This window comes from Thiohalorhabdus sp. Cl-TMA (assembly GCF_041821045.1).
Lineage (GTDB): Bacteria > Pseudomonadota > Gammaproteobacteria > Thiohalorhabdales > Thiohalorhabdaceae > Thiohalorhabdus > Thiohalorhabdus methylotropha.
Genome location: NZ_JBGUAW010000007.1, coordinates 1 through 17043, shown reverse-complemented (window position 1 = coordinate 17043; position 17043 = coordinate 1). Strand labels below are relative to the sequence as shown.

General features: G+C 69.6%; 15 protein-coding genes. 9 read left to right on the top strand and 6 right to left on the bottom strand.

Annotation, left to right across the window (positions count from 1 at the left end; translation table 11 throughout):
* Nucleotides 1-1059, top strand: a complete 1059-nt coding sequence (locus ACERLL_RS10700) for a nitroreductase family protein (RefSeq protein ID WP_373656083.1) — start codon at nt 1-3, stop codon at nt 1057-1059.
* A 274-nt stretch (nt 1060-1333) separates the two neighbouring features.
* On the opposite strand, the gene ACERLL_RS10695 is transcribed toward ACERLL_RS10700, so the two are convergent.
* Complete coding sequence (locus tag ACERLL_RS10695; protein ID WP_373656082.1) at nt 1334-2386, bottom strand: NADP(H)-dependent aldo-keto reductase; 1053 nt, start codon at nt 2384-2386, stop codon at nt 1334-1336.
* Between the two features lie 269 nt (nt 2387-2655).
* On the opposite strand from ACERLL_RS10695, the gene ACERLL_RS10690 reads away from it, so the two are divergent.
* Nucleotides 2656-3072 carry a DUF3579 domain-containing protein gene (locus ACERLL_RS10690; RefSeq protein ID WP_373656081.1) on the top strand — a complete coding sequence of 139 codons (417 nt, stop codon included), beginning with the start codon at nt 2656-2658 and terminating at the stop codon, nt 3070-3072.
* A 30-nt stretch (nt 3073-3102) separates the two neighbouring features.
* Here ACERLL_RS10690 and ACERLL_RS10685 read toward each other — a convergent pair whose 3' ends face one another.
* Complete coding sequence (locus tag ACERLL_RS10685) at nt 3103-3381, bottom strand: cupin domain-containing protein (RefSeq protein ID WP_373656080.1); 279 nt, start codon at nt 3379-3381, stop codon at nt 3103-3105.
* A gap of 80 nt (nt 3382-3461) precedes the next feature.
* Between ACERLL_RS10685 and hisC the strand changes: the two genes are divergently transcribed.
* Both hisC and ACERLL_RS10675 read left to right on the top strand, forming a co-directional pair.
* The gene (hisC, locus tag ACERLL_RS10680; protein WP_373656079.1) at nt 3462-4529 is read left to right on the top strand and encodes a histidinol-phosphate transaminase; all 1068 of its coding nucleotides are present in this window, start codon (nt 3462-3464) and stop codon (nt 4527-4529) included.
* A gap of 221 nt (nt 4530-4750) precedes the next feature.
* Complete coding sequence (locus ACERLL_RS10675; protein WP_373656078.1) at nt 4751-5269, top strand: outer membrane beta-barrel protein; 519 nt, start codon at nt 4751-4753, stop codon at nt 5267-5269.
* A 73-nt stretch (nt 5270-5342) separates the two neighbouring features.
* Here ACERLL_RS10675 and ACERLL_RS10670 read toward each other — a convergent pair whose 3' ends face one another.
* From ACERLL_RS10670 to ACERLL_RS10655, 4 genes are all read right to left on the bottom strand, one after another.
* A complete protein-coding gene (locus ACERLL_RS10670) occupies nt 5343-5933 on the bottom strand; it encodes a hypothetical protein (protein ID WP_373656077.1) in 591 nt (196 codons plus the stop codon).
* Between the two features lie 429 nt (nt 5934-6362).
* A complete protein-coding gene (locus ACERLL_RS10665) occupies nt 6363-6959 on the bottom strand; it encodes an SCO family protein (RefSeq protein WP_373656076.1) in 597 nt (198 codons plus the stop codon).
* Nucleotides 6943-8421 (bottom strand): cbb3-type cytochrome c oxidase subunit I, encoded by a 1479-nt coding sequence (locus tag ACERLL_RS10660; protein ID WP_373656075.1) that lies wholly within the window; start codon nt 8419-8421, stop codon nt 6943-6945. The genes ACERLL_RS10665 and ACERLL_RS10660 overlap by 17 nt, the downstream gene beginning before the upstream one ends.
* A gap of 15 nt (nt 8422-8436) precedes the next feature.
* Nucleotides 8437-8973 (bottom strand): cupredoxin domain-containing protein, encoded by a 537-nt coding sequence (locus ACERLL_RS10655; RefSeq protein WP_373656074.1) that lies wholly within the window; start codon nt 8971-8973, stop codon nt 8437-8439.
* Between the two features lie 163 nt (nt 8974-9136).
* Here ACERLL_RS10655 and ACERLL_RS10650 point away from each other — a divergent pair, with 163 nt between their 5' ends.
* The 5 genes from ACERLL_RS10650 (at nt 9137) to ACERLL_RS10630 (ending at nt 16912) form a co-directional block, all read left to right on the top strand.
* Nucleotides 9137-9574 carry an Rrf2 family transcriptional regulator gene (locus ACERLL_RS10650; protein ID WP_373656073.1) on the top strand — a complete coding sequence of 146 codons (438 nt, stop codon included), beginning with the start codon at nt 9137-9139 and terminating at the stop codon, nt 9572-9574.
* Nucleotides 9575-9824: 250 nt separating this feature from the next.
* On the top strand, nt 9825-10211 hold the full coding sequence (locus ACERLL_RS10645) for a hypothetical protein (protein WP_373656072.1): 387 nt from the start codon (nt 9825-9827) through the stop codon (nt 10209-10211).
* 78 nt (nt 10212-10289) lie between these two features.
* On the top strand, nt 10290-11567 hold the full coding sequence (locus ACERLL_RS10640; protein ID WP_373656071.1) for a TolC family protein: 1278 nt from the start codon (nt 10290-10292) through the stop codon (nt 11565-11567).
* Between the two features lie 201 nt (nt 11568-11768).
* Nucleotides 11769-13808: an efflux RND transporter periplasmic adaptor subunit gene (locus tag ACERLL_RS10635; protein ID WP_373656070.1), complete on the top strand. Its 2040-nt coding sequence runs from the start codon at nt 11769-11771 to the stop codon at nt 13806-13808.
* The gene (locus ACERLL_RS10630) at nt 13805-16912 is read left to right on the top strand and encodes an efflux RND transporter permease subunit (protein ID WP_373656069.1); all 3108 of its coding nucleotides are present in this window, start codon (nt 13805-13807) and stop codon (nt 16910-16912) included. The genes ACERLL_RS10635 and ACERLL_RS10630 overlap by 4 nt, the downstream gene beginning before the upstream one ends.
* The last annotated feature ends 131 nt before the right edge of the window (nt 16913-17043 follow it).

Genomic DNA, 17043 nt, shown 5'->3' with positions numbered 1-17043 from the left:
TTGGCGGAAGAGGACGGCCTGCCGCCGGACCCCCGGCAGCTTCTGCACGACGCGGAGCCCGGGCGGCGGCTGGACTACCTCGTGGGCAGGGCCGGCATGGCGCCGTCCCCCTACAACACGCAGCCCTGGCGCTTCCGCAGCAAGGATTCCGCCGTGGTGGATCTGCAGCGGGACGTCAGCCGACGCCTACCGGAAGCGGATCCGGAGGGGCGCCTTCAGTTCCTGGCCCTTGGCGCGGCGCTGGAGAACTTCCTGATCGCCGCTGCGGACCTGGGACACGCGCCGACTCTCGAATGGTTTCCGGAAGGGGAGGAAGGGGCCACCGTGGCCCGCATCCGGTTGGGGGAGCCGGGGGCGCTCCCCGATCCGGACCCCCGGGTGGAGCTGCAGGCGCTCCGGCGCACCGCGCACGGCCCGCTGCACGGCACCGCCGACACCGCCATGCGCGAGATGGTGGGCTCCCTGGAGCTGGAAGCCGTCCGGCTGGACTGGGTGGCGGAAGCCGGGCGCGAAGCCGTGGCGGATCTCGCCGCCGAGGCCGTGGGCGACCAGTGGCGGCGGCCCGCCTTTCGCCGCGAGCTGCTGCACTGGCTGCGCAAGGACACCGCCGCGCTGGAGGAGTATCGGGACGGCATGCCGCTCCTGCGGCGGCGCCGGGTCCCCGGCTGGCTGGCGGAAGCCGTGCGGCGGGCCATGCTGCGGATGCCCGGGCTGTTTCACCCGAAGCGCAAGGCCGCCCGGCGCATGCGCAAGGCCCCGGCACTGCTCGTCCTGGCCACGGAGCGGGACGATCCCCGGGGATGGCTCGCCGCGGGCCGGGCCTATCAGCGCCTCGGCCTGGAGCTGGCCCATGCCGGGGTGGCTCTCGGTCCCGAAGCGGTCCTCACCGCCGATCCCGGGGTTCGGCCGCGGACCGCCGAACTGCTCGGCTGCGAACATCCGCAGCTGGTGATGCGCGTGGGCAGGGCCCGCCCCGGCCCCCCCCTACCGCGCAGGCGGCTGCACCGGGTCCTCAACCCGCCCGCCCCCAACTTCCCCCTCTATCCGCGGACCGACTGAGGCCCGCCCCGACCGCGGCCTCTGCGGGGGAAATAGGCCCCCGATGCGAGCGCTTTGGCTTGCTCCGGGGGCTTGGCGACTGCCCCGGTGGGCAGAAGCGATTCCTCGCGGCCGGAGGCCGCTCCCACAGGGCTCCCTTGCCAACCGGCCCCCTTCGTGGGAGTGGCCCCCGCCCGCGACTAGCCGAGTCGGGGAAAGGCGTCGCGACCGGAGGTCGCTCCCACAAAACGACGAATTTGGCCGGAATGCCCCTCCGGGGCGGCCATGCCGGCCTTCAGAGCGCCGGGTTGGTGTAGCGCCGGTGGATGTCGTCGATGGCCTGCAGCAGATCCTCGTCCAGGGTTACTTCGGTGCTGTCGAGGTTGGCGTCGAGCTGCTCCATGGTGGTGGCGCCGATGATGGTGCTGGCGGTGAAGAACCGCTGGCGGACGAAGGCCAGGGCCATCTGCGCGGGGTCCAGGCCGGCCTCGCGGGCCAGGTTCACGTATTCCCGGCAGGCGGGCTCCACCCCGGGCTTGGCGTAGCGGTTGCCGAACTTCGGGTAGAGCGTCAGCCGGGCGCCTTCGGGCTGGCCGCCGTCCAGGTACTTACCGGTGAGGTGGCCGAAGGCGAGCACGGAGTAGGCCAGCAGGCCCACGTTCTCACGGTAGCTCACCTCGTCGAGGCCGTTCTCGAAGGCGCGGTTGATCAGGTTGTAGGCGTTCTGCACCGACAGCGGACGGGGCAGGCCGTGCTCCTCCGCCATGCGCACGAACTGCATGATCCCCCAGGGCGTCTCGTTGGATAGGCCGATGTAGCGGACCTTGCCCGCGTCCACCAGCTCCTTGAGCACCTCGAGCTGCTCCCGCACCGGATGGGCCTCCCAATCGCGCTCCGGGTCGAAGCGCGCCTCGCCGAATTTGGGCACGTTCCGGTCCGGCCAGTGGATCTGGTACAGGTCGATGTAGTCGGTCTGCAGGCGCTCCAGGCTGCCCTCGATGGCCCGCTCGATGTTGCTGCGGTCCACCACCGGCAGCTCGTCGCCGCCGCGGATCCAGGGCAGCATCTGCGAGCGGCCCACCACCTTGGTAGCCAGCACGATGTCGCCGCGCTTTCCGGGGTTCTTGGCGATCCAGTCGCCGATATAGGATTCCGTGCGGCTATAGGTCTCCGCCTTGGGCGGAACCGGGTACAGCTCGGCGGTGTCGATGAAGTTGACCCCCCGTTCCAGGGCCCGGTCGATCTGGGCGTGGGCCTCGTCGCGGGAGTTCTGGTCACCGAAGGTCATGGTGCCCAGGCAGATGTCGGATACCTGGAGGTCACTTTCGCCAAGCGGGCTGTAGCGCATGATGGCTCCTGGGTTCGCGGACCGCGCCGGGCTGGCTCCGGCGCGGTCCGATGGCTCTTTCTTATCGGGAATCGAGAACGGGGCTCGGCCGGCTGCTTGCCGCCCGTGGAAGGAGGCTTACCCCATGCGGGTTAGGTCGAAATTGAATAGAGAACCACTTAATGCTAATATTGAAAATTCTAATTTATCCACCCTAAATCAACCATGAGCTCCCTGGGCAGTGCTCTATCCGGTGCTGCGCGGGTCTCGAACGTTCTGGATTTAAACAAATGGCTGTTAGCATTGCTACCTCGTCGGAAACGGAGCAGCGGGAAGCGCAGGCCGATTTCCTGCCGGAAATGAGCGATAGCGAGGGCGAGCCCCGAGGCGCCGCCTCCAAGGACGAGATGATCGTAATCGAGGGCGTCACCCTGAGCGGCGGCAAGTTCCGGCCCAGCGACTGGGTGGAGCGGTTCGCGGGCAACGCCGCCTCCTTCGGTGAGGATAACCGGCTGCACTATTCCCCGCACATCAAGCCCACCGTCTATAACGGCGTGAAGGGCCTGCTCGTCGACCCCGAGCTGCGCAACTACCGCCCGGAGCTGTTCCAGCAGCTGGTGAAGTTCGTCAACGCCAACGAGCTTCGCATCCCGGACGCCAAGGGCGTGCCCGAGCTGGAGCAGTACAAGGAGCAGAACGAAGCGTAGGACCCGCCCCGCGCAGGCCCTGCCGCCGTTTCACTCCTCGCCGAGCCGGTAGTGCTTGCGCACCGCTTCGTGGATGTCCCAGGTGCAGCGCATGCCCCGCGGGAGCGTCACCAGATCGCCTTCGCCGAAGGTGACCGGCGCTCCCGTTTCGGGCTCCACGGTTACGCGGCCCGCAATGAGGTAGCACACCTCCTGCTCGTCATAGGTCCAGGGGAAGCGGGATTCGCCCTTCTCCCAGAGCGGCCAGTCACGGACCCCGAGGTCCTGAAGCTCTTCCTCGGTGGGCCGGCGAACTTCGATGCTGTGCATGGCTATCCTCGCTGGACAGTGGGGGTCTTGCAGCTTCCCGCGGAAAACGGACCGTCAGTGTAGGGTAGGGCAGAGAAGGCATGTCAATTTCCCATCGGGCCCGCCCCGAGATCCAGGCCATGGCCGGCTACCAGCCCGGGGAGCAGCCCGCGCCCGGCCAGCGCGTCATCAAGCTCAACACCAACGAGAATCCCTACCCGGCGCCCGAGGTGGTCCTGGCGGCCATCCGTGAGCAGGTGGCCGGACCGGCGCTGCGCCGGTATCCGGTGCCCGATGCGCGCCCTGTGCGCGAGGCCGCCGCCCGGGCCTACGGCCTGGAGCCGGACCAGGTGGTGGTGGGCAACGGCTCCGACGACCTGCTCACCATGCTGCTGCGGACCTTCGTGGCCCCGGGTGCCAAGGTGGTGGCCCCCGCGCCCACCTACTCCCTCTACGGGACCCTCACCGCCATCCAGGGTGGCACCTACCGCGAGGTGCCCTGGGGGGTGGGGGGGTCCCTGCTGATCCGGGCCATCGCCGACGCGGACCCCGCCCTGGTGCTCATCACCCGGCCCAACGCGCCCTTCGGCTTCGCCTGCGGCCTGGACCAGGTGTCGGCCCTGTGCCGGGCGGTGGATGCGCCGGTGGTGCTGGACGAGGCCTACGCCGACTTCGCCGACGACAACGGCCTTTCCCTGCTCGCCGACCATCCCAACCTGATCGTCACCCGCAGCTTCTCCAAGGGCTTTTCCCTGGCGGGCCTGCGCCTGGGCCTGGGCTTCGCTCACCCCGAGGCGGCGGCGCAGCTCCACAAGGTGCGGGACTCCTACAACGTGGACGCCCTGGCCCAGGCCGCGGCCACCGCCGCCCTGGACAACCTCGACGCCTATCGCCCCAACCTGGACGCGGTGATCGGCGAACGGACCCGGCTCGCCGCGGCCCTGCGCGAGCGTGGCCTCGGCGTGGCCGAGAGCCAGGCCAACTTCCTGTTCGCCCGTGTCCCCGACGGCGACGGCCGGCCCTGGTACGAGGCACTCAAGGCGCGCGGCGTGCTCATCCGCTACTTTCCGGAGCCCGAGGAGCTGGCCGACGGCCTGCGCATTAGCGTGGGCACTCCCGAGGAGAACGACGCCCTGCTGGCGGCCCTGGACGCCGTCTCCGCAGGCTGACGGGCGCTCCCGCCGCCCCCTCTTCCGACTCGCTGCCGTCCCCCCTTCCCAAACCCGCCGAGTGCCCGGGTGTCGCCGGTCAGCGGCAGGTGATTCCGCCCGCGCAAGGTGTCATGATGGATTGCTGCCCCGGGACACTGTCCCGGTAACGGAAGGCGGCCGGGCATCCGCCCGGCCGCGTCGGACAAAGCATGAAACGCACGAGAAAAAGGGAGTGGATAGTGATTAGACGAACGCTTGGCGCGGGAGTCCTCATAACCGGGCTGGCGGTGGGTAGTCCGGCGGCCGGGGCGCAAAACCCGGGATACCTGGGCGCCGGCCTGGCGGTCCAGTCCGTGCCCGGGTTCGACGACGGCGTGGCCATGTCCCTGAAGGCGGGCGTGCGGATGGACCGCGTATCCCCCGGCTTCGGGCTGGAAGGCGAGCTGACGCACTCCCTCTTCGAGCCGGAGCGGGACGGCTTCCGCGGTGGCAATGGAGATGTCAGCTTCACCACCCTGGGCGGCTACGCCACCTACATGGTGCCGCTGCCCGACCGCCGGGTCTCGCTGAAGGGCCGCCTCGGCCTGCTCTGGGAGGACATCAATCCGGAAGGGGACGACGGCAATAGCGAGATCGGCCTGAGCTGGGGCCTGGGCGGACAGTACCGCTTCAACAGCCAGGTCTCCGGGTTCGTGGAGTACACCCGGATCGAGGCGGACCTCTCCCACCTCACCGGCGGAATGCTGCTGCACTTCTAGAAGCGCCTCCGGAGCGCGGCCGGGGCCCGCCCCGGCCGCTCCCTGGTCCTCTGGATCGCCCTCTCCCTTCCCGCTAGTCCGTTTCCCGGGCCAGGCGGCGGCCCAGCCCTCCCAAGAAGGTCCAGCCCACCCAGTACAGCCCCAGCAGCGCGGCGATGCCCAGGAGCACCCGGCCGAGCAGGTCCTGCTGGTCGAGGAGGTAGCTGTTGCAGAGCCGCACCGGCGATTGGATGTAGACCCAGCCCATCACCCCCAGCATGGGCAGGAGGTTGGCCCACAGCGCGGCGCGGCCCAGGCCCGGCAGGCGCGGCCAGCTGCGGCCCAGCGGGACGCCCGCCAGAAGCGGCACGCTCAGGAGCTTGGCCGCCTCCCAGGCGGGATCCTGGAGGGCCGCGTCCAGGGAGCGGGGCAGCAGCCAGAAGGCGAGGGTGAAGGCGGCCAGCAGCACGCCGGGCGCCCCGAAGCGGTTGAAGCCGGCCAGCTCGTCCGCCCGCACCGGTCCGGGCACCCGGCCCAGCCACCAGCCCGCCGCCACCAGCAGGGGCAGCTGGACCGCCATGTGCCCGGCGAGCGTGGCCTCCAGGCCGACCCGCAAGGGCGGCAGGGCGAGCAGAGCCCACAGGCCGAGCCCGGCCGCCAGGGCGTTGCGGGAAGCGCGGGTCATGGGGCCGCCTTCCGGGGCTCCCAGCCCCCGAACCGGGCCCCGTGGGAGCGGCTTTCAGGCGGCGACCCCCTATCGGGGAAAGCAAGCGCCGGGGTGCTGCCGGGTATCCAACGGGCGCGCTCCTTCGAGCATGTCGCGACCGGGAGGTCGCTCCCACGACGGCCAACCGGTTTTCCGCGGGAGCAGCGGCCACCCCGGACCGCGGGGACCGGAGGAACTGGGCGGGGACGGGTCATGGGGCCGCCTTTCTCTCCATGGTCTGCGGGGATTCCGGAATCCCCGGTGTCTGCCCGAATCGAGGTCCAGCCGTTCGGGCTTCGCCCTGGCCGAACAGCGCCCTGTGGGAGCGACCTCCCGGTCCCGACTTCTCGGAGGGTCCGGCGGGCTGGGCACCCGGGAGTCGGCGGGGGCGAATGCGGCATGCAAGAATCACAGGCGCGCCTCCACCGCCGCCGCCACCCGCTGCGGCTTGTCGTCGGGATAGATGCCGGTGAGCCGGCCCGCGCGGTCGATCAGGTAGAAGGCGCCGTTGTGCCGGAAGCCGTCCCGGCCGTCGGGCAGGACCACCACACCGAAGGTATCCAGTATCCCCTCAAGGCCCTTCCGGGGCCGGGCCACCCACCAGTGGCCGGGCCGCGCCCCGTACCGGCCCGCGTAGGCGGCCAGCCGGTCCGGCGTGTCGTGCTCGGGGTCGAAGCTGAGGCTCAGCAGGTGGACCTCAGCGCCCGCCGCGCCCTCGGGCAGCGCGGCGCGGATCCGCTTCATGCGCAGGCCGAGCATGGGGCACATGGTGGTGCAGCGGGTGTAGATGAAGGTGGCCACCACGAGCTCGCCGCGCAGATCGCGGAGCCGGGCCTCCGCCCCCGACTGCAGCTGGAGGCGGAGGTCCGGCACCGCGCGCGGGTGCTCGGACACGGCGATCCGGCGGGCGGTCTCGGCCGTCAGGGCCCGGAAGCCGTCGGTTCCCCAGAAGAGGGCGGCCGTCCCCAGGACGGCCGCCCCGATGGCGCTAAGCCACGCGCGCATCCGACGCCTCCTGCCGCCCGGCCAGGAACTGGCCGAAGAAGCGTGCCACCAGCACGGTGGTTGCCAGGAGCACCAGCGCGGCGAACAGCGCGCCCCACTGGGCATAGGGCACCCAGGGCTCCAGGTACTCGGCGAAGCGCCGCGGCGCGCCCTCGCGGCCGCCCATGAGGAACATGCCCACCAGGCCCAGGCCGCCCAGGGCGTACAGCCAGAAGGCGGGCCCGTCCAGGAAGCTGCTATTGCCGTTACCGTAGGTGCGGGCCATCCAGATCATGAAGCCCAGGGCCATGGCCATGACGCCGAGCAGCAGATAGAAGTGGAAGTGCCCGGGCACCCACAGGGTGTTGTGCATCACCTCGTTGACCACGATGGTGGCGTCCACCATGGCGGGGATGGTGCCGGCGGCCCAGCCGAAGGCGGACAGGGTGAGCAGCCCGGAGGCCAGGTCCCACCGGATGCCGCTGCGGTAAAGGATGGTGATGGCGCCGTAGGCGGTCACCACCAGCACCGGCAGGCCGCTGGTGTAGGAGATGATCTGCCCCATGACGTGCAGCCACTGGGGCTGGGCGAAGTCCATGAGGATGTGGTGGGGGTAGACGATGACCACCATGACCGTGGACGCGGTCCAGGCGCCGAGGAAGGCCTTGGTGCTGGATTTCCAGGGCCGGCCGGTGTAGCGCGGCAGCAGGGAATAGACCGCGATCACGGACATGTAGATGGTGGCGTTGATGAACACATGGCCGAAGAAGTAGATCATGTTCTTGGCCAGCAGCGGGTCCACCTGGAAGGCCGGGAAGTACAGGTTGATCAGGCTCATCACCACGATGGCCGCGCCCGACACCAGCCCCAGGATGTTGACGATCAGCACCATGGTGGAGGCCACCACCGGCGCCGGCGGCGCGTTGCCGTCGTTGCGGCCGAAGAGCTGCGGCCAGCCCAGGGCCTTGCCCAGTCCGCCGTAGCGGGCGACGATGCCGCGCGCCGTGTCCAGGTGCAGCAGCAGGAAGCCCACGCCGATCAGCAGCAGGCCCGTGAGGAAGGCGGCCGCGCCGGTGGTGGACCACATGCCCATGGGCTTGGCGGGCAGGGGGTAGAGGAAAGTCCAGCCGCCCGCGTAGCCGCCCGCCAGGACGCCGCCCAGGATCAGCACCACGCCGATCAGGAACAGCACCAGGTTGGTCCAGGCCACCGGCAGGGACAGGTGCACGTGCTTGCGCAGGAAGTACCACATGATGCCGGCGCCGGCGAGTCCCGCTAGGCCCACCATGCCCGTGCCGTGCAGGGTGAGGATGCGGTAGAACCAGTCGGGGGCGACGCCCAGCAGGTCGCCCTGCGCGAGGCGCATAATCAGGCCGAAGGCCATCATCAGCAGCAGCAGAATCCCGGCGGTGCCCATGTAGGCCAGCACCACCTGGCGCTCGGGACGCCCGAGCTCGGTGTCGGGCTGGTACGGATTGCTCATGGCTTTTTCCTCCCTTCAGCCTTCGCGGGCCGTGACCGTGATCTGCGCGGTCATGTTGTGGTGGGCCAGGCCGCAGTACTCCAGGCACATGACCTTGTAGGTGCCCGGCTCGCGGAAGGTGTGGCGCAGCTTGTTGGTATAGCCGGGCATGGCCTGGGTCTGGGCCACCACCTCCCGGTCGGCGTTATAGATGGCGAAGCCGTGGTTCACGTCCGCGGAGGTGATGCGGAACTCCACGGTGCGTCCGGCGGGAACCTCGGTCCGGCTCATGTCCCAGTACCACTGGTGCCCGGTTACATCCACGGCCACCGCCGGGGACTGCTCGGCCTGGCCGTGGGTGGCCGCGTAGGGCAGGCTCGCCAGCGTCTCCACGGACAGCCAGCCGCCTACCGCCACCAGCGCCCAGAACCAGAACGCCCGTACCCGGTAGAAGCGCTTCTGGACGGGCCCGTATTCGGTGGAATCGCTGGAGCGCAGGAACACGAAGAGGAACACCGCGGCGATGAACAGGATCCCCAGCAGGGATACCTGCCACGCGATCTCCTGGTGCATGGGGGCCTCCTCCGTTAAAGTTGCATTGTTAGTACAACTTTAAATTTGACCGGTTCCAAAAGCAACCCCTAATAGAGGAGGTGTCCAAGGCGGGCAGGGCGCGCGTCCGCCTAGCCGACGGGCACCGGAGCGATTAGAATGTCGGTTCTGGAAGGGGAAGAACATGCGTCTGACGCGACATACCGACTACGCCCTGCGGGTGCTCATGTACCTGGGGGCACGCAATAACGAGCTGGCCACCATCACCGAGGTGGCGGAGGTCTACAAGATCTCGCGCAACCACCTGGTGAAGGTGGTCAACGTCCTGGGCCGCGAGGGCTACCTGCAGACCGTGCGTGGCAAGGGCGGTGGCATCCGCCTGGGCATGCCCCCCGAGCAGATCGGGGTGGGCGCGGTGGTGCGCGTCATGGAAGAGAACCTGGACATCATCGACTGCGTCGGCACGGAATGCCCCATCATCGCCCCGTGCCGGCTGCGAACGGCCCTGGGCGAGGCGCGCGACGCCTTCCTGGCCGTCCTGGACAGCTATACGCTGGCGGATCTGGTGGTGCAGCAGGAGCAGATCCTCCACGCGCTGTTCGACCAGGCACCGGCGACCTGAACGTTCTGGGCTCCCCGGTCCGACCAGTCGGGACCGGAGGTCCCTCCCACAGGGGCCTACTCTGGATGGGGAGCCTTGCAGGGAAAGAAGCCGCGCCCGGCGGCAAGCGGCCACCCACGGCGGCCCTGCCCCTGGTGGGAGCGCCCTCCGGCCGCGACGCCTTTTCCCGAAGGGGCGCTCTTGGCTAGGATGCCGTTCCGGACCCAATCAGAGCCATGCTCTGTCTGAAAAAGGAGCAGACCCCGAAGCCATGAACCTCCGCCCCGCCGATTCCCGCGCCCTTCCCCGGCGCTGGCTGACCGTCCTCTGGGCCCTGGCCCTGCTGGTGGCCGGGGCGCCGTGCACGGCCATGGGCACGGGGATGGCGGAGCAGGCGTGCGCCCACTGCGCGCCCGGCGACCAGGGGCATCACGGCGGCGGGCATCATGGCGACGACACCTGCTTCCACTGCGACCTGGAAGCCAACCGCGCCGCGCTGGACAGCAACGGCCCAGGCGTTCTGCCGGCGGCCCTGCCGGCCCACCCGGCGCCCAAGGCGGCGCCCGCCCGGCTCCCCGAATCCCGCGCCGGACCGGCGCCGAGCCGTGCAACCGGACCCGTTCCCCGCTATCTCTCCCTTCGCCGCTTCCTGATTTGATCCGAACCGCTCCGTAGGGCGCCGGCGTCCGGCAGGGCGCCGGCGGTATGCGTCCTGTCCTTGCTCAGGAGCGGTTCCGTGCGTATTTCCCTGTCGTTGTTCCTGTGCCTGTTCGCCGGGTCCCTGGCCGCCGCGCCGGCGGCGGGTCCCGTGCTTACCCTGGAGCGGGCCGAGTCCCGCAGCCTCCAGAACCATCCCTCCCTGGCCGATCTGGAGGCGCGCATCCGTGGCGCCGAGCGCCGCGCCGTGGCCGAGGGCACGCTTTCCGATCCGCGCATGTCGGTGGGCCTATCCAATGTGCCCACGGATACCTTCGCCCTCGACCAGGAGCCCATGACCCAGGTGCAGGTGGGCCTCCACCAGGACTTCCCGGCGCCCGGCACCCTGGCGCTGCGCGAGCGCCGGGCGCAGGAGAAGGGCGAGGCCTACCGCTGGAAGCGGGCCGATACCCGCGCCGAGCTGGTGCGCCGGGTGCGCAAGGCGTGGCTGGAGCGTTTCTATCTGGACCGGGCCTTGGCGGTGGTGGAGGAGAACCTGGCCCTGTTCGAGGAGCTGCTGGCCATCGCCCGCTCCCAGTACCGGGTGGGCAAGGGCCTGCAGCAGGAGGTGCTGCTCGCCAATCTGGAGCGCGACAAGCTCCTGGACAAGCGCGCCGAGCTGGAGCGCCGCAAGGCCACCGCCGATAGCCGCCTGGCCAACCTCCTGGCCGGGCGGGAAGGCCGCTTCCGGTTGCCCGACGCCCTGCCGGAGCTTCCCGATCCGCCCGCCCGCGAGGCCCTCGCGAAAGGTCTGGCGGACCACCCGAGCGTCCAGTCCATGGAGGCCCGCATCCAGCGGCGCCGCACGGGCGTGGACCTGGCGGAGAAGGCTTACTACCCGGACATGGGCGTGGATTTCGTCTATGGCCACCGGCCCGGCAGCGAGCCCGACGGCGGCGCCTGGGCGGACTTCGTCACCGCCCGCTTCCGCATGTCCCTGCCCATCTTCAACCAGGCGAAGCACGACGGCATGCTCGCCGCCGCCCTTGCCGAGCGCGACGCCCTGGAGCGCCAGCGGCGGACCATGCTCCTCGACCTGCGCAGCACCGCGCGATCCAAGCGGGCGGCGCTGGAGGCGGCTCGCGAGCGGGTGGCGTTGTTCGAGGACACCATCCTCCCCGAGAGCGAGCAGACCGTGGAGGCCTCCGTGGCCGCCTACACCACCGGCCGCCTGGGCTTCCTCGACCTGGTGCGCGCCCGCATCGAGGACTTCCAGCACCAGCTCGACCTCTGGCGGCTGCGCGTGGACGCCGAGCAGGCCAAGGCGGACCTGCTGTACCTGGCCGCCGGGGGGAAGGGAGCCGGTCATGCGGATTGAGGCCGGTTTCGAGCGTCGCGGCCGGGATCGTCCTCTAACGGTATCGGCGCCTCCCGTGGGAGCGGCCTCCGGCCGCGACGCCTTTCCCATGGGTGGCTCTCGAAACGGAAAACGGATCGTCGCGGCTGGAAGCCGCTCCCACGGCGGTCTGGCTCCATCAACGCCCGCTCCGGACAACCCGATTCGCCAAGGAAGCACCCAATGAGCTCGACTCTGAAATCCACCCTCCTCCTGGTAATCGGCGTGGCCCTGGGCGTTGGGGCACTCTACGGGGTGGGCGTTTACCAACCCACCTGGCTGGGCCTGGAAACCGGCGGCGCCGCATCCGGCGGCAAGGGCTCCGGAGGCCAGGCCGCCAACAGGGACGACGGCGGCGAGGAGGAACGCGAGGTCCTCTACTGGGTCGCGCCCATGGACGACTCCTACCGCCGCGACAAGCCCGGTAAGTCGCCCATGGGCATGGACCTGGTGCCCGTCTACGCCGACGAGGCGGCGGGCAAGCCCGGCACGGTGGAGATCAGCCCGGAGGTGGTGAACAACCTGGGCGTGAAGACCGCCCAGGCCGAGCGCCGCACCCTGAACCGCACCCTGCGCACGGTGGGCACGGTCACCTACGACGAGCGCAAGGTGAGCCACATCCACACCCGGGTGGAGGGCTGGGTGGAGAAGCTCTACCTGGACGCCGAGGGCGACCGGGTCTCGGTGGACGAGCGCATCCTGGAGATCTACTCGCCGGAGCTGGTCACCGCGCAGGAGGAATACCTGCTCGCCCTGCGCCGCCAGCAGCGCCTGGGCGGCTCCGGGGCCGTCTCGCCCATGGAGGACATGGTGCGTCAGGCCCGCGAGCGGCTGCTGTTCTACGGCATCGCCCCCGAGGAGATCGAGGAGCTGCGCCGCACCGGCGAGATCCAGCGCACCGTGGTGCTGCGCGCGCCCCACGCCGGGGTGGTGACCCGGCTCGGCGTGCGCGAGGGCATGCGCGTCACCCCGGAGAAGAACCTCTACACCGTGGCGGACCTGTCCACCGTGTGGGTCATGGCCGACGTCTACGCCTACCAGGCCGAGTGGGTGGCGGAGAATGACCCGGTAACCCTGGAGCTGCCCTTCTACCCGGGCCGCGAGTGGCGGGGCAAGGTGGACTACGTATACCCCTACATGGACCCGGACACCCGCACCGTCAACGCCCGCCTGGTCTTCGACAACCCCGACGGCACCCTCAAGCCGCAGATGTTCGCCAAGGCGGTCATCCACGCCGACCCGCAAAAGGACGTCATCGCCGTGCCGCGCGAGTCCGTGATCCGCACCGGCAAGCGTGAGGTGGTGGTCACCGCCCTCGGCGAGGGCCGCTTCCGGCCGGTGAAGGTAAAAACCGGCGTGGAGTCCGGCGAGTGGGTGGAGATCCGCAAGGGCCTCGCCGCCGGGCAGAAGGTGGTCACGTCGGGGCAGTTCCTGCTCGACGCCGAGAGCGACTTCGGCGCCGCCATGGAGCGCATGGATTCGGGGGAGAAGAAGAAGGACATGGAGGGGATGGATCACGGGGACACGAACAGGGGGCGGAAGGACGGCTCCGGTGACTCCATGAATCACGGCGACATGGACCAAGAGTCCATGGAGGAGGATGCCGGTTCCCCCATGGACCATGAAGGCCATTCCATGGAGGAGAAGACCTCCCTGCTGGGCGCGCCCGGCCTGGATGGGGGCGGAGAGCCGGGCAAGTGGGGTGGGAAATCGAAGCGTCGCGGCCAGGAGGCCGCTCCCACAGGGATCCCCTCCCAGTGGGGAATCCTCGACAAGGGGACGGCTCGGCTCGCCCCGGATCGGGCGCCCAAGGCCGCAATCCCTCCCGTGGAGGAGGCCTCCGGGGAGCACGCCCCGGTAACGCCCCCCGTGGGAGCGGCCTCCGGCCGCGACGCCTTTCGGTTGAATCGTTCGGGGGCCTTAACCCGGCCTATTGCGGTCGGAAGCCGTCGCGGCCGGGAGGCCGCTGCCACCAAGGCCTCCTCCGGGTGGGCAATCCTGACCAAAGGGATGGCTCAGCGCGATCGGGATCGGGTGCCCGCTGCCGCAATGCCTCCTGTGAAGGCGGCCTCCGAAGAGCACGCGCTGGTAATGCCCCCAGTGGGAGCGGCCTCCGGCCGCGACGCCTTTCGGTTTGGGATTCGGGAAAGCTTAGGGTTTTCTGTCGCGGCTGGAAGCCGCTCCCACAGGGGGGCTGATGCCGGCCCGGAGGCCCATTCATGATCCGCCGCGTCATCGAATGGTCCCTGGCTAATCGCTTCCTGGTGGTGGTCGGTGCGCTGCTGCTCCTGGGCTGGGGCATCTTCGCCATGCTGCGCACGCCCCTGGACGCCATTCCGGACCTCTCGGACGTCCAGGTGATCATCAAGACCGAATACCCCGGCCAGGCGCCGCAGGTGGTGGAGGACCAGGTCACCTACCCGCTCACCACCACCATGCTCTCCGTGCCCGGCACCAAGGCGGTGCGCGGCTATTCCTTCTTCGGCGACTCCTACGTCTACGTGGTCTTCGAGGACGGCACCGACATGTACTGGGCCCGCTCGCGGGTGCTGGAGTACCTCAACGAGGCCGCCTCGGAGCTGCCCGACGGCGTCCAGCCCTCCCTGGGGCCCGACGCCACCTCGGTGGGCTGGATCTACCAGTACGCCTTAGTCGACCGCACCGGGCAGCACTCCCTGGCCGAGCTGCGCTCCCTGCAGGACTGGTTCCTCAAGTACGAGCTGCAGACCGTGGAGGGCGTGGCCGAGGTGGCCGCCGTGGGCGGCATGGTGCGCCAGTACCAGGTGGTGGTGGACCCGGAGAAGCTGCTCGCCCTGGAGATCCCGCTGTCCCGGGTGAAAAAGGCGCTCCAGCGCGGCAACCAGGAGGCCGGCGGCTCGGTGGTGGAGATGGCCGAGGCGGAGTACATGGTGCGCGCCCGGGGCTACGTGGACTCCCTGGACGACCTGCGCACCATCCCCGTGGCCGTGGACAGTGACGGCACGCCCATCCACATCCGCGACGTGGCCGAGGTGCGCTTTGGGCCGGAGCTGCGCCGCGGCGTGGCGGAGCTGAACGGCAACGGCGAGGTGGCCGGCGGCATCATCGTCATGCGCTACGGCGAGAACGCCCTGGCCACCATCGACCGGGTGAAGGCGCGCCTGGAGAAGCTCAAGGACGGCCTGCCGGAGGGCGTGGAGATCGTGCCCACCTACGACCGCTCCGGGCTGATCACCGACGCCGTGGACACCCTGCGCGATCGACTCATCGAGGAGCTGCTGATCGTCGCCGCGGTGGCGCTGATTTTCCTGTTCCACCTGCGCTCCACCTTCGTGGCGGTGGTGGCCCTGCCGCTGGGGATCCTCGGCGCCTTCGTGGTCATGTACTACCAGGGCATCAACGCCAACATCATGTCCCTGGGCGGCATCGCCCTGGCCATCGGCACCATGGTGGACGGCGCCATGGTCATGATCGAGAACGCCCACAAGCACCTGGAGCGCGACCCGGAGGCGGAGCGCTGGGAGGTGGTGCGCCGCACCGCCGTGGAGGTGGGCCCGGCGCTGTTCTTCAGCCTGCTCATCATCGCCCTGTCCTTCGTGCCGGTGTTCGCCCTGGAGGCGCAGGAGGGCCGGCTGTTCGCGCCGCTCGCCTTCACCAAGACCTACGCCATGGCCATCGCCGCCGGGCTGTCCATCACCCTGGTGCCGGTGCTCATGGGCTACTTCATCCGCGGCCGCATCCGCGGCGAGTCGGAGAACCCGGTGAACCGCGCCGTGACGGCCGCCTACCGGCCGGTGATCGGCGCCGCCCTGCGCTTCCCCAAGACCACCGTGGCCCTCACCGTGGCCGTGCTCGCCTCCACCTACTACCCCTACAGCAAGCTCGGCACGGAGTTCATGCCGCCGCTGTGGGAGGGCGACCTGCTGTACATGCCCACCACCGACCCGGGCATCTCCATCGGCAAGGCCAAGCAGCTCCTGCAGCAGACCGACAAGATCATCCAGTCCTTCCCCGAGGTGGAGACTACCTTCGGCAAGGTGGGCCGCGCCGAGACCGCCACCGACCCTGCGCCGCTGACCATGATCGAGACCACCATCACCCTCAAGCCGAAGTCCGAGTGGCGGGAGGGCATGACGGTGGAGAAGCTGAAACGGGAGCTGGACCGGGCCATCGACATCCCCGGCCTCACCGACGCCTGGACCATGCCCATCAAGACGCGCATCGACATGCTCGCCACCGGCATCAAGACCCCGGTGGGCATCAAGGTGGCCGGCCCCGAGCTCGCCGGCATCCAGGAGCTCGCCGGGCGCATCGAGCAGGTGCTCGCCGAGGTGCCGGGCACGGCGTCGGCCTACGCCGAGCGCACCGCCAGCGGCCGCTACGTCTCGGTGGACGTGGACCGCGCGCTCGCCGCCCGCTACGGCCTGAACGTCGCCGACGTGCAGGAGGTGGTGCGCACCGCCGTGGGCGGCATGAACGTCACCCAGAGCGTAGAGGGCCGCGAGCGCTACCCCATCAACCTGCGCTACCCGCGCGAGTACCGCGACCGCCTGGAGGAGCTGCGCCAGGTGCGCGTGGCCACGCCGACGGGCGCCCAGGTGCCGCTGACCCAGGTGGCGGACATCCGGGTGGAGACCGGCCCGCCCATGATCAAGAGCGACAACGCCCGGCTGAATGGCTACGTCTACCTCGACATCCAGAACGTGGACATCGGCACCTACGTGCAGCGCGCGAAAAAGGCGGTGGCGGAGCAGGTGGACATCCCGCCCGGCTACTCGCTCACCTGGTCCGGGCAGTACGAGTACATGCAGCGGGCCATGGCCAAGCTGCAGCTCCTGGTGCCGCTGACCCTGGTGATCATCGCGTTGCTGCTGTACCTGAACTTCCGCCGCCTCACCGAGGTGGCCGTGGTCCTCGGCACCGTGCCCTTCGCCCTGGTGGGGGGCTTTTGGCTGTTCTACCTGCTCGGCTACGACCTCTCCATCGCCGCGGGGGTGGGCTTCATCGCCCTGGCCGGCGTGGCGGTGGAGATCGGCGTGGTGATGCTCGTCTACCTGAATCTGGCCGTGCAGCGCTACCGGGAGGAAGGCCGACTGGAAGAGGAAGGCGGCCTGCGTGAGGCCATCATGGACGGCGCCTTGCGCCGCATCCGCCCCATCGCCATGACCGTGCTCGCCACCACGCTGGGCCTGCTGCCCATCATGATCGGCCACGGCACCGGCTCGCAGGTCATGAAGCGTATCGCCGGGCCCATGGTGGGGGGAATGGTGACGACCACTATCCTGACCTTGATTGTGATTCCGGTGGTTTATCGGTGGGTGCAGGGGTGGCGGGTAAGGCAGAGATAGCCGTAAGGGTTGAGTCAGAGGTTCAGGGCCGGGTCGGACGGGGCCGATCCTTATATGTCGGGACTCGGGGGATTATGTGGCTTCCTCCGAAAGCGGTCGGGGTTTGACTCGTAGTAGGCCTTGAGGACCTC

Excerpts from the sequence above, each read along its gene's own strand:
- ACERLL_RS10695 (WP_373656082.1), bottom strand. The coding sequence starts at position 2,386 with ATGCGCTACAGCCCGCTTGGCGAAAGTGACCTCCAGGTATCCGACATC.
- ACERLL_RS10690 (WP_373656081.1), top strand. The coding sequence starts at position 2,656 with ATGGCTGTTAGCATTGCTACCTCGTCGGAAACGGAGCAGCGGGAAGCG.
- ACERLL_RS10685 (WP_373656080.1), bottom strand. The coding sequence starts at position 3,381 with ATGCACAGCATCGAAGTTCGCCGGCCCACCGAGGAAGAGCTTCAGGAC.
- hisC (WP_373656079.1), top strand. The coding sequence starts at position 3,462 with ATGTCAATTTCCCATCGGGCCCGCCCCGAGATCCAGGCCATGGCCGGC.
- ACERLL_RS10670 (WP_373656077.1), bottom strand. The coding sequence starts at position 5,933 with ATGACCCGCGCTTCCCGCAACGCCCTGGCGGCCGGGCTCGGCCTGTGG.
- ACERLL_RS10665 (WP_373656076.1), bottom strand. The coding sequence starts at position 6,959 with ATGCGCGCGTGGCTTAGCGCCATCGGGGCGGCCGTCCTGGGGACGGCC.
- ACERLL_RS10660 (WP_373656075.1), bottom strand. The coding sequence starts at position 8,421 with ATGAGCAATCCGTACCAGCCCGACACCGAGCTCGGGCGTCCCGAGCGC.
- ACERLL_RS10655 (WP_373656074.1), bottom strand. The coding sequence starts at position 8,973 with ATGCACCAGGAGATCGCGTGGCAGGTATCCCTGCTGGGGATCCTGTTC.
- ACERLL_RS10650 (WP_373656073.1), top strand. The coding sequence starts at position 9,137 with ATGCGTCTGACGCGACATACCGACTACGCCCTGCGGGTGCTCATGTAC.
- ACERLL_RS10645 (WP_373656072.1), top strand. The coding sequence starts at position 9,825 with ATGAACCTCCGCCCCGCCGATTCCCGCGCCCTTCCCCGGCGCTGGCTG.
- ACERLL_RS10635 (WP_373656070.1), top strand. The coding sequence starts at position 11,769 with ATGAGCTCGACTCTGAAATCCACCCTCCTCCTGGTAATCGGCGTGGCC.
- ACERLL_RS10630 (WP_373656069.1), top strand. The coding sequence starts at position 13,805 with ATGATCCGCCGCGTCATCGAATGGTCCCTGGCTAATCGCTTCCTGGTG.